Source organism: Flavobacterium bizetiae (genome assembly GCF_024271895.1).
GTDB classification, from domain to species: Bacteria; Bacteroidota; Bacteroidia; order Flavobacteriales; family Flavobacteriaceae; genus Flavobacterium; species Flavobacterium bizetiae.
The window spans coordinates 1,238,080-1,250,620 of record NZ_CP091861.1 but is presented as its reverse complement, the minus strand read 5'-3'; the positions used below and the strand labels follow the sequence as shown (position 1 = coordinate 1,250,620).

Annotated in this window: 11 protein-coding genes; 10 read left to right on the top strand and 1 reads right to left on the bottom strand. The window is 34.7% G+C overall.

The window, feature by feature from the left end; translation table 11 throughout:
* The first annotated feature begins 52 nt into the window (after nucleotides 1–52).
* Together L0669_RS05660 and L0669_RS05655 are read left to right on the top strand one after the other, a co-directional pair.
* Nucleotides 53–901, top strand: a complete 849-nt coding sequence (locus tag L0669_RS05660; protein WP_263761962.1) for a fumarylacetoacetate hydrolase family protein — start codon at nucleotides 53–55, stop codon at nucleotides 899–901.
* A 219-nt stretch (nucleotides 902–1,120) separates the two neighbouring features.
* Nucleotides 1,121–1,954, top strand: a complete 834-nt coding sequence (locus L0669_RS05655; protein ID WP_263761960.1) for an amidohydrolase family protein — start codon at nucleotides 1,121–1,123, stop codon at nucleotides 1,952–1,954.
* Nucleotides 1,955–2,217: 263 nt separating this feature from the next.
* Here L0669_RS05655 and L0669_RS05650 read toward each other — a convergent pair whose 3' ends face one another.
* Nucleotides 2,218–3,468: an NAD(P)/FAD-dependent oxidoreductase gene (locus tag L0669_RS05650; protein WP_173971372.1), complete on the bottom strand. Its 1,251-nt coding sequence runs from the start codon at nucleotides 3,466–3,468 to the stop codon at nucleotides 2,218–2,220.
* A 101-nt stretch (nucleotides 3,469–3,569) separates the two neighbouring features.
* On the opposite strand from L0669_RS05650, the gene flxA reads away from it, so the two are divergent.
* The 8 genes from flxA to L0669_RS05610 all read left to right on the top strand — a co-directional run bounded on the left by flxA (nucleotide 3,570) and on the right by L0669_RS05610 (nucleotide 12,537).
* Nucleotides 3,570–5,090, top strand: a complete 1,521-nt coding sequence (flxA, locus tag L0669_RS05645; protein ID WP_263761957.1) for a flexirubin biosynthesis tyrosine ammonia-lyase FlxA — start codon at nucleotides 3,570–3,572, stop codon at nucleotides 5,088–5,090.
* A gap of 38 nt (nucleotides 5,091–5,128) precedes the next feature.
* Nucleotides 5,129–6,376: a WG repeat-containing protein gene (locus L0669_RS05640; RefSeq protein WP_263761955.1), complete on the top strand. Its 1,248-nt coding sequence runs from the start codon at nucleotides 5,129–5,131 to the stop codon at nucleotides 6,374–6,376.
* Between the two features lie 89 nt (nucleotides 6,377–6,465).
* A complete protein-coding gene (gene flxB / locus L0669_RS05635; RefSeq protein WP_263761953.1) occupies nucleotides 6,466–7,197 on the top strand; it encodes a flexirubin biosynthesis SDR family reductase FlxB in 732 nt (243 codons plus the stop codon).
* 172 nt (nucleotides 7,198–7,369) lie between these two features.
* On the top strand, nucleotides 7,370–8,605 hold the full coding sequence (locus L0669_RS05630) for a beta-ketoacyl-[acyl-carrier-protein] synthase family protein (RefSeq protein ID WP_263761951.1): 1,236 nt from the start codon (nucleotides 7,370–7,372) through the stop codon (nucleotides 8,603–8,605).
* Entirely contained in the window at nucleotides 8,598–8,852 is a 255-nt protein-coding gene (locus L0669_RS05625; protein ID WP_263761949.1) for an acyl carrier protein, read from the top strand. Before L0669_RS05630 ends, L0669_RS05625 begins: the two co-directional genes overlap by 8 nt.
* A complete protein-coding gene (locus L0669_RS05620; RefSeq protein WP_263761947.1) occupies nucleotides 8,852–9,730 on the top strand; it encodes an LpxL/LpxP family acyltransferase in 879 nt (292 codons plus the stop codon). Before L0669_RS05625 ends, L0669_RS05620 begins: the two co-directional genes overlap by 1 nt.
* Nucleotides 9,731–9,949: 219 nt before the next feature.
* Entirely contained in the window at nucleotides 9,950–11,590 is a 1,641-nt protein-coding gene (locus tag L0669_RS05615) for a phytoene desaturase family protein (RefSeq protein WP_263761945.1), read from the top strand.
* A 44-nt stretch (nucleotides 11,591–11,634) separates the two neighbouring features.
* Complete coding sequence (locus L0669_RS05610) at nucleotides 11,635–12,537, top strand: NADPH-dependent FMN reductase family protein (RefSeq protein ID WP_263761944.1); 903 nt, start codon at nucleotides 11,635–11,637, stop codon at nucleotides 12,535–12,537.
* The last annotated feature ends 4 nt before the right edge of the window (nucleotides 12,538–12,541 follow it).

Sequence of the window (12,541 nt, the reverse complement as noted above, 5' to 3'; positions counted from 1 at the left end):
AAAAAATAACTTTTACAGTTAGAAAAATACAATACTATTAAAAAAAGAGAATATGAAACTAATACGATTTGGAGCAGTCGGTCAGGAAAAACCCGGAGTTTTAATAAATGATAAAAGAATAGATGTTTCGTCTGTAGTAACAGATTATAACGAAGCTTTTTTTGAAAATGACGGACTTTCAAAATTAGAAGAAGCTTTAAAAAACAACACTTCTTTTCCGGAAGTAAGCAACGATATCAGATTGGGTTCGCCAGTCGCACGACCTTCAAAAATTATATGCATTGGCTTAAATTATGTAGATCATTGCGAAGAAACTGGCGCTGCAATTCCGGAAGAACCCATTATTTTCTTTAAATCGACTACTTCGCTATGCGGACCAAACGATAATTTAATCATTCCTAAAAACAGCGATAAAACCGACTGGGAAGTGGAACTTGCTTTTGTAGTGGGCAAAAAAGCCAGTTATGTTGCCGAAGAAGATGCACTAAACTATCTTGCCGGTTATTGTTTATTGAATGATTATAGCGAAAGAGCTTTTCAGATCGAGCGCGGCGGACAATGGGCTAAAGGAAAAGGATGCGATACTTTTGCTCCGCTTGGACCAGTTTTAGCTACTGCAGATGAAATTAAAGACGTCAATAATTTATCAATGTGGCTTACTGTAAACGGCAAGAAATTCCAGAACAGTAACACTTCAAACTTGATTTTTAAAATTCCGTTTCTAATTCATTATTTAAGTCAGTTCATGACACTTTTGCCAGGCGATATAGTAAGTACAGGAACGCCTCCGGGAGTTGGACTTGGAATAAAACCAGATCCTGTTTACATCAAACCGGGAGATGTAATTGAATTAGGAATTGAAGGATTAGGCACGAGTAAACAAGTTGCCGTAGCGTATTAAAAATTACTTGTTGGGTATAATTTAAAAAAATAAACACATAGAAACATAGATTTTTTTAGCTAAAAGAATGCAAAAAAGAAATACATTTCTTTCACATAGCTATGCGAATTTTAAATAAGTGAAACGCCTTTTTTGAGGGTTTAAAATCTATGTTACTATGTGTTAAAATTAATTACACCCAACGGATTAAGAATTGTATTTTGCAATTAATCTATATAAATGAAAATCGACAGCCACCAACATTTTTGGAAATACGATCCCATTAAAGAGGCCTGGATTACTCCTGAAATGGCAGTAATTCAAAAGGATTTTCTGCCTCAGGATCTGAAGCCACTCTTAAGTCAGAACAATTTCGAAGGTTGTATTGCGGTTCAGGCAGATCAAAGCGAAAATGAAACTCATTTTTTGCTTGAACTGGCTCGTGAAAATGATTTTATAAAAGGTGTTGTAGGTTGGGTCGATTTTAAAGCTCCAAATATCGAGGAACGATTAGAATATTTTTCAGGTTTTAAAAAACTAAAAGGATTTAGGCATATTTTTCAGGCCGAACCAGATCCTGAATTTATGCTTCGAAATGACTTTTGTAACGGAATTGGCAAATTAGCAAAGTATAATTTTACTTATGATATTTTAATTGGTGCTCAACAGTGGCCTTTTGTTACCCCATTTATACAAAAGTTTCCGGAGCAACATTTTGTACTTGATCATTTGGCAAAACCTGATTTTAAGAAAAGTGATTTTACTGAATTTGAAAAAACAATCCAATCCATTGCAAAGAATCCAAACGTATGTTGCAAAGTTTCAGGTTTGGTTACAGAGGCACATTGGCACAACTGGAAACCGGACGATTTTAAAACCGCTCTTGACATCGTTACTCAAAACTTCGGAAGCGATCGTTTAATGTTCGGAAGCGATTGGCCCGTTTGTTTATTGTCTGCCAATTACTCCGAAGTAATTGCCTTAGTAGAAAATTATTTTACATCGTTTTCTACTGCAGATCAAAAGGCTCTCTGGGGAAATAACGCCGTGAGTTTTTATAATTTAGAAGTATAGTTTTTTACTTAATATTTATTTTTTGAAGAATGAAAGACTGTCTGTAAAGGATGGTCTTTTTTTATTTCTGGCAGAATAATATTCCGCAGAAATATTTCATTGGTAGAAAAAAAATATTTGCCACATTATCAAACGTTCCTACGGAACGTATAACCACAATTTCATTTTTTTTCTACCAATGAAACATTCCTACGGAATGAAGTATTGAAAGCATTCAAATAAAACTATTCCTAACGAAATGAATTTAATAAAAAAAACCCTGATTATTCAGGGCTTTGTTCTTTCTGCATATTCAATAAATACGCCATATTTGCTATAACATGATCATGTTTCTTCACAAATGGATTTTCTTCGTTCCAGACATAACCTGCCAGAACCGAGCATATTTTTTCTTTTACATCCGGATTTTCGGGTTGGTGAAAAAATAAAGTCTGAAGGTTTCCGGTGTACCATTCTTTCACATAAGTGGTAAAAACCGCAATACCTTTTTTCATGTATTCTGTAAATTCTACTTCCCAGTCTACTTCGATTCCTTGCGATTCTTTTAGGTATAATTTTGCTGCCAGCATTCCGGATTCGGTTGCAAAAGCAACTCCTGATGAAAAAACAGGATCTAAAAATTCCGAACTATTTCCGGTTAAGGCAAAACCATCTCCGTACATTCTTTTCACCGCTCTTGAATAATTCTCCAGTTTTACCGGTTCAAACAAAAACTCGGTTCCTTTGAATCTTTTGATATAATAATCCGATTTCTGAATCGCATTTCGCAAAGCCTCGGCATTGTCTTTATTTTCAGATAATGAATTAATAAAGTCTGTTGGTCCCACAACTCCTAAACTTGTATTTCCGTTCGAGAAAGGAATTACCCATAACCAAACTTCCGTTTCCAGAATATCAAACGAAATCTGAGTTCCCTCCTCGCCTTCGGTTCTGTTAATATCTTTTACGTGTGTAAAAATCGAAGAATGCGGATCTAATTGCGAAGGCGTATCAAGATCTAAAAGTCTTGGTAAAACACGTCCGTATCCGCTGGAATCGATGATGAATTTAGCGTGAATTTCTTTTAAATTTCCATCCTTATCTTTTACGATGGTTTTAGAGTTTTTGCCTTCAAAAGAAACTTCTAAAACTTCCGATTCAAATTCAAGATCAATACCTTTTCTAATTACTTCCTGCGCCATTGTATTGTCGAAATCAGCTCTTGGCACCTGCCAGGTCCAATCCCAGCCTTCACCAAATTTTTTACTAAAATCAAAAACGCATATTTCTTCGCCTCGTATAAAACGGGCTCCTAATTTTTTCTCGAAATTCATTGCATCGAGGCATTCAAAAAGCTCAGCTTCAGCAAAATGATCCATTACTCTTGGTATCAGACTTTCGCCAACCACCAGTCTTGGAAACTTTGTTTTTTCAACTACTTTTATCTTAACATTGTTTTTATGAAGATAAGATGCTGACACACATCCAGAAGGTCCCGCACCAATCACTAAAACATCAACAAACTCCTTTATCATATTAAAAATATTATCAATTATTAACCTACATTTGCCATCATCAAAATAACTACATTTATTTTGATAAATAAAATTAAATTAGCACAATCAAAACCAGTTTAATGAATACAATTAATGAATATTTAAGTTTAGCAGAATTCGAATCCATCATTTTTGGAAATAACAAAGTTTCGATAAGTGATGCTGTTTTAAACCGAGTAAACGAAAGCTTCAATTTCCTGAAGGAATTTTCAGGAAACAAAGTAATATATGGTGTAAATACTGGTTTTGGGCCAATGGCGCAATACCGCATTAAAGAGTCTGACCAAATTCAGTTACAATACAATTTAATTAGAAGTCACTCATCAGGAACAGGAAAACCTTTGAGCCCGGTTTGTGCAAAAGCTGCAATTTTAGCTCGATTAAATACTTTATCATTAGGAAACTCTGGGGTTCATCCGTCAGTAATTCACCTAATGGCAGAATTAATCAACAGAGATATTACGCCTCTTATTTTTGAACACGGTGGTGTAGGTGCCAGTGGAGATTTAGTACAATTATCACACTTAGCATTAGTTTTAATAGGCGAAGGCGAAGTTTTTTATAAAGGAGACAGAAGACCAACTCAGGAGGTTTTCGAAATTGAAGGTTTAAAACCGATTCAGGTAGAAATCAGAGAAGGTCTGGCTTTAATAAACGGTACATCTGTAATGACCGGAATTGGAGTTGTAAATGTTCATCATGCTAATAAATTATTAGACTGGTCGTTAAAAGCTTCTTGCGCCATAAACGAATTGGTTCAGGCTTACGACGATCATTTTTCTGAAGAATTAAACCAAACCAAACGTCATAAAGGACAACAGGAAGTGGCGGCAAGAATGAGACAAAATCTTTCTGACAGTACTTTGATCCGTAAAAGAGAAGATCATTTATATTCAGGAGAAAATACCGAAGAAATCTTCAAAGAAAAAGTTCAGGAATATTATTCTTTAAGATGTGTGCCTCAAATTTTGGGTCCGGTTTTAGAAACCATCAATAATGTTGCTTCTATTCTTGAAGACGAATTCAACTCAGCAAACGACAACCCTATTATAGATGTAAAAAACAAACACGTTTATCACGGAGGAAACTTCCATGGCGATTATATTTCGCTTGAAATGGATAAACTGAAAATTGTTATTACCAAACTAACGATGTTGGCAGAACGTCAGTTGAATTATTTATTGAATTCAAAAATCAACGAAATTCTTCCTCCGTTTGTCAATTTAGGGACATTAGGATTCAATTTCGGAATGCAGGGAGTTCAGTTTACAGCAACTTCAACAACTGCCGAAAGTCAAATGTTATCCAACCCAATGTACGTGCACAGCATACCAAACAACAATGACAATCAGGACATTGTAAGTATGGGAACAAACGCTGCGGTTATTACCTCAAAAGTAATCGAAAATTCTTTTGAAGTTTTAGCAATCGAACTCATTACAATCGTTCAGGCAATTGATTATTTGGTACAAAAAGATCAAATTTCATCTGTTACTAAAAAATGGTACGACGATATTCGAAATATAATTCCTACATTTAAAGAAGATCAGGTGATGTATCCTTTTGTTCAAAAAGTAAAAGATTATCTGATCAACAGTTAAAACTTTATTTTACAGTATTAATATTGAACCTTAAAATCATGAAAAAACCACTTATTTTTTTATTCGTATTATTTATTCAATTTGTTAATAGTCAGGAATTGGCTTTAGTTAAAAAGAACGGTAAAATTGGATATATTTCTAAAGATGGAAACTTTAAAATTGAGCCTCAATATAAATCAGCCAAAAGCTTTTCTGAAGGTTTAGCAGCGGTTGAAGATAATGGTAAATGGGGATTTATTGATGTTAAAGGAACATGGGTAATTCCGGCCACTTTTAAAGACACTAAAGAATTTAACAGCGGAATTGCAGTAGTACAAAAAGATAAGGACTGGGTTTATATTAATACAAAAGGAGAAGTGCAGACTCCGCCGCCTACTGAAAAATTATTTGATTTTAATGATGGCGTTGCTTTTATAAGACAAGGCAAAAAAGTGGGATTAATCAATTCGAAAATGGCTATTGTTTTAGAGCCAAAATACGATCAGATCAAATCGTTCGAAAATGGTTATGCAAGAGTTGAGAACAATAAAAAATGGGGAATTATTAATACTTCTGGTAAAGAATTAGTAGAACCTGTTTATGATGAAATAGGAAATTATTTTAAAAACACAACCTGGGCAAGAAAAGACAAAACTTTTGGACTTGTAAGTTCCGGAAACTTTATTGTAGTAGATGGTGCTGACAAAATCTGGGATTTTGAAACTCAGGATTTAACGTACGCCAGAAAAGGTGGTAAAATTGGTTTTATTGACATCAAAGGAAACTGGACAATTCTACCTATATATGATAAAGCAAAAGCATTCTCTAAAAATTTAGCTCCGGTTTGTATTGGGTCTAAATGGGGATACATCAATCCTAAAGCTGATTTTATTATTCCGCCAACGTATAGCGATGCAGAAGTTTTCAGTACAAACGGATTGGCTCCTGTAAAAGAAAAAAACTGGGGATTTATTAATGAATCAGGAAAATTGGTAATACCAACTCAATACGGCATTACTGCAAATAGCTTCGTAATTGCTTTGTTTGTACAACAAGACAAAGGTTTTATTGATGGTATTGCAAGAGTAAAAAACGAAGGCAAATGGGGATTTTTACGACCTGACGGAACGGTATTAAGCAACCAATGGTTTGAAAATGCTGAACTTTTTTCGAAATCAAAAGAAAGAAATACTGTAAGCGAAGTGGCTGCTGAAAAACCTAAAGCAGAAACAAAACCGACAGCAAAGTCTGAAACAAAACCAGCTACAAAAACGGCTACAAAACCAGTAGCTAAAAAGAAAAAATAAAATCAACTAACCAATAAAATACAAATAGGGTATCGCTTTTTTATTAGTGATACCCTATTTTGACCCATAAAAAAATAAATTTTACAGATATGAAATGTGTATTAGTAACTGGCGGTTCACGAGGAATTGGAAGTGCTATTTGTAAAAAATTAGCCGTAGATGCAAATTATCATATCCTGATTAATTACCACTCGAATAAAACAGCAGCTGAAGAAACACTTCAGGAAATACAAAAATTAGGAGCCACTGGAGAAATCTTAGGTTTTGATGTTTCTAATTTCGAAGAAGTACAAAAAATATTAACGCAATGGCAGGACGCCAATCCTGAAGCGATTGTAGAAGCAATTGTAAACAACGCCGGAATTACAAAAGATGGTCTTTTTATGTGGATGACTCCCGAAGACTGGAACGGCGTTATGAACACAAGCGTAAACGGATTTTTTAATGTAACACAATTTTTGATTCAAAAAATGTTACGCAATAAATATGGCCGAATCGTCAATATCGTTTCGGTTTCAGGAGTAAAAGGAACGGCAGGACAAACCAATTATTCGGCAGCAAAAGGGGCAATTGTTGCAGCTACAAAAGCATTGTCCCAAGAAGTTGCCAAACGAAATATTACTGTAAATGCTGTAGCACCAGGTTTTATAAGAACCGACATGACAAGCCAACTCGACGAAAAAGAATTATTAAAACTAATTCCTGTAAATCGTTTTGGCGAAGCCGAGGAAGTGGCAGATTTGGTAAGCTTTTTGATTTCAAAAAAAGCAAGCTATATTACAGGCGAGATTATCAATATAAATGGAGGAATTTATTCATAAAAATATTTCTTCCGCGTTTGCGAGATTTTTTTAAACGTCAAAAATTGCTCGCAAAGACGCAGAGTCGCAAAGTTTTATTAAAAACTTAAAAAAAGAATAAGCTTTGCGGCTCTGCTCCCGATAGCTATCGGGATTGCGAGATTAAAAAAATTACAAAACACTTTGAAAGACGATGAATAAGAGAGTAGTAATTACTGGAATGGGAATTTATTCTTGTATCGGAACTTCTTTAGAAGAAGTAAAAGATTCTTTATACAACGGAAAATCTGGTATTCAGTTTGATCCTGAAAGAAAAGAATTTGGTTTTCAGTCTGCCCTTACGGGAATGGTTCCGAAAGCAGATTTAAAAAATTTATTAACCCGCAGACAGCGTATGAGCATTGGTGAAGAAACCGAGTATGCTTATATGGCCACAATCGAAGCGTTGAAAAATGCCAATATAGACGACGCTTTTTTCGATACTCACGAAGTGGGAATTATGTACGGAAATGATAGTGTCTCAAAAGCTATTATAGAAGCAACAGATATTGTTCGAGAGAAAAAAGATACTGCTTTAATAGGTTCGGGAGCTATTTTTAAATCGATGAATTCTACCGTAACGATGAATTTATCTACGATTTTTAAACTCCGCGGCATCAATCTTACCATAAGTGCTGCTTGTGCCAGTGGTTCGCATTCTATTGGTCTGGCTTATTTTTTAATAAAAAGCGGATTTCAGGATATTATTATTACCGGAGGTGCTCAGGAAATCAACAAATATGCGATGAGCAGTTTTGATGGTTTAGGTGTTTTTTCGAACAGAGAAAATGAACCTGAAAAAGCTTCCCGCCCATTTGATGCTGATCGCGACGGATTAATTCCTAGTGGTGGTGGTGCTACTTTAATTCTCGAAAGTTATGAATCTGCGATTGCCAGAGGCGCTACCATTATTGCCGAAGTTTCAGGTTACGGATTTTCATCAAACGGAGGACACATTTCGACGCCCAATGTCGAAGGTCCGTCTATAGCCATGCAACGAGCGCTTGATGATGCACAATTAAAAGCTAGTGATATTGATTATATAAATGCTCACGCGACCTCAACACCTGTAGGAGACGGCAATGAAGCCAAAGCCATCTTTGAAGTTTTTGGCGAGAAAAATCCGTATGTAAGTTCTACAAAATCAATGACAGGACATGAATGTTGGATGGCCGGAGCCAGCGAAGTAATCTACTCGATCTTAATGATGCAGCACGATTTCATTGCACCCAACATCAATTTAGACAATCCTGACGAAGATGCTGCCAAATTAAATTTGGTCAAAACTACTATAAACAAAAAATTTGACATATTTTTGTCCAATTCCTTCGGGTTCGGAGGAACCAACTCCGCGTTGGTGGTTAAAAAGTTTAAATTGAACGATGAATAAAGAAGAGATTATAGCAAGAATAAATGGTTTTTTAGTTGAGGAGTTTGAAGTAGATAATGATGATATTGAACCAGATGCTAATTTAAAAGATACACTTGGGTTAGATAGTTTGGACTATGTTGATTTAGTCGTTTCAATCGAAGCCAACTTTGGTGTAAAACTAGTTGAAGTTGATTTCGTTGGAATTGATTCTTTCCAAAGTTTTTATGATCTTATCGAAAACAAATTAAAAGCCAAAACTGCTTAATGAGCAAATGGGATGGCAAATCAAAAGGAACTGTTTTAGGATATAAAATATTCGTTTTTTTAATACAAAAAGCGGGTGTTAAAACTGCTTACGTTTTACTTTATTTTGTTGCTTCTTATTATTTTTTATTTCTAAAGAAAAGTAACAAAGCCATTTCTTATTATTTTAAAGAAAGGCTTGGATATTCCTGGTTTAAATCTAAAAAAATGGTATTCAAGAGTTATTACACTTTTGGACAAACCATTATTGATAAGATTTCCATTTCGGCAGGAATGCGAAACAAATTTACCTATGAATTTGACGGAATCGAAACGCTGAAAAATCTTTTGGCAGAAAAAAAAGGAGGCGTTTTAATCAGTGCACATATTGGGAATTTTGAAATCGCCGAACATTTTCTGGGCGATATCGACATCGATTTTCAAATTAATCTGGTTACTACAGATCTCGAACATTCTGCTATTAAAAATTATCTCGAAAGCGTTACACAAAAACCTACCGTTAAATTTATCATTATCAGAGAAGATCTTTCTCATATTTTCGAAATTAATGCCGCGCTTTCTAAAAACGAATTGGTTTGTTTTACAGGCGATCGTTATTTTGAAGGCACCAAATCATTATCTGAAAAAATTCTTGGCGAAGAAGCCAACTTTCCAGCAGGTCCGTTTTTAATTGCTTCAAGATTAAAAGTCCCTGTAGTTTTTGTTTATGTAATGAAAGAATCAAATTTGCATTACCATCTTTATGCACGCGAAGCCACAGTAAAACATCGTGACGAAAAAGGATTATTGAAAGCGTATATTGAAAGCGTAGAATCTATGGTCAAGAAATATCCTTTGCAATGGTTCAACTACTTTGATTTTTGGAATCAATTGAAATAAAAATAAACCATTAAAGATAAATTTAACCTTGCTCCCGATAGCTATCGGGATTGCGGTTAAAAATCGAGCCAATTTTAGATTTTTATTAAATTAATTTGTGCTTATCAGCTGAAATCTTTTTAACTCTGCATGAAAAAATAATTCGTGAATTCGGGGCAAAAGTAAAAATCATTTAATTAAATGTCGTTCTTTTATACTTTACAATTCTAAAAGTAAGATATGCAGGAATTTGACACAATTATTATTGGTTCAGGAGTTGGCGGATTATCCACTGCAATATGTCTTGCAAGAGCCGGACAAAAAGTTTTGGTACTCGAACAACATTATGTTCCTGGTGGCTGGAGTCATAGTTTTACTTTACAAGGTCAGCGTTTTAGTCCCGGCGTACATTATGTAGGACAATTAGAACAAGGACAATCGACCAACGAATTGTATCGCGGTTTAGGAATTGCCAATGACATGGTATTTTTCAGGATGAATAAAAATGCCTACGAACATTGTTTAATTGGAGACGAAACTTTCGATCTTCCCGCCGGAGTCGAAAATCTAAAGCAAAAACTTTCTAAACATTTTCCGCACGAAGAAAAAAACATTCGCGAATATCTTTCACTCATCGAAAAAGTGAGTTACGAATTGCAATTGATTCCCAAACTAAAAGGGATCTGGCAGAATATCACCGTTCCTTTTCGAACCAAACATTTTGGAAAATTTGCCCTTTTTCCTTTAAAAAAAGTAATTGGCTGGCATGTAAAAGATCCCAAACTAAAAGCCGTTCTTAATATTCAATGTGGCGATCACGGACTTCCTCCGGCTCGAGCCTGTTTCCCGGTGCATTGTTCTGTCATGAGTCATTATTTTGATGGAGGTTTTTATCCGATGGGCGGTGGCGGCGGAATCGTAAAAGCCATGACAAATGGTGTAAAAAGACATAATGGAGAAATACGTGTAAAACAAAACGTTCGTAAAATAATTATCGAAAATAAAAAAGTAGTTGGTGTCAGGCTCGAAAATGGCGAAGAAATACGAGCCAAAAATATCGTTTCGAATGCTGATCCTTCCATCACCTATTTAAATTTAATTGATAAAGGACATCTGAGTAAATCACTTCTTAAGAAACTCGACAAGACAAAATATTCTGTTACTTCTTTGATTTTATTCCTCACGCTTGATGTTGATGTTACCTTATATAATATCGATTCCGGAAATTTCTGGATGATGAAAGATGAAAATGACGATGCTAATTTTGAGGATTTAATGAGTAGTAATATTGATTCTGGAGATTCATTCCCATCCGTATTTATTAGTTGTACAACCCTCAAAGATCCGGCAAGTTTTAACGGACGTTATCATAACTTCGAAATTGTCACTTACGTGAATTATGATCATCTGAAAGATTTTAATGGTTTAGACGATTATCACAACGAAGAATATAAAATATTCAAAGAAAAAATCATCAATAAACTGATGAACAATCTGGAGAAAATAATTCCCAATGCCAAACAACATATCATTCAGGCAGAATTAGGAACTCCAAAAACAAATGAATTTTATATTAATTCAACAAAAGGGAATGTGTACGGAACCGAAAAAACGTTAAATCAGGTTGGACCATTCGCTTATAAAAACAAAACCGAAATCGAAAATCTGTTTCTTTGCGGCGCTTGTACCTTGTCTCATGGCGTTGCAGGAGCAACATATTCTGGTGTAGAAGCTGCTGCTGCTATTTTGGGCTGTAAATCTGATGATTTATTACTAGAAGATGAAAATCAAAAAATCAGAATTTATGATGCCGAAGATTCTGCCACATGGCCTGATTGGGTTCATACCAAACGAACAGATAAAATAAGGAAATTCGTTTAAAAAAAATACTTATTTTTGCGCAACCACCAAAGAAACCAACCAAAATGAAAAATGTTCTTGTTATTTATTATTCGCAATCTGGACAATTAGAAGAAATAGCACGAAACATTGCAAAGCCTTTTCTAAATTCAGAAGAAATAAATGTAACGTTTCACGAAATACAATTAGAAAAACCTTTCCCTTTTCCTTGGGATAAAGATTCTTTCTTTGATGCTTTTCCGGAATCATTCCTTCAAATACCAACAGCATTAAAACCAGTTCCGGACGAAATTCTAAATACAAAATTCGATCTGGTTCTATTTCATTATCAGGTTTGGTACTTATCGCCATCAATACCAATCAATTCCTTTTTGAAAAGCGATGATGCAAAAAGAATATTAAATAATACGCCTGTTGTTACCATAAGTGGTTCTCGTAATATGTGGATCATGGCGCAGGAAAAAATCAAAACTTTACTTAAAGGAGCCAATGCACAATTGGTAGGAAATGTAGCTTTGGTCGATCGCGTTGGAAATTTAATCAGTGTAATCACAATTGTAGAATGGATGTTCTCCGGAATTAAGAAAAAACATTGGGGAATTTTGCCTCTACCGGGAGTTTCGGATAAAGACATTCAGGAATCAGATAAATTTGGAGAAGTAATTGTTTCTGCCCTAAATCAGAATAATTTTGAAGATTTACAACCAAAATTACTTTCTGTTGGTGCAGTAAAAATCAGCCCGTATCTCGTTACTGTAGACAAAACTGCGAATAAAATTTTCGATAAATGGTCGAATCTTATTTATAAACACCAAAAAAACAGAAAACAGCTGCTTAAAGTATTTAATGTTTATTTATTCCTCGCAATATGGTTAATCTCACCAATAGTATATATATTGCACCTTATTACCTACCCTTTTAAGTTAAAAACTATAAAAAAAGAAACTCGATATTATCAAGGAGTTTAGAAGA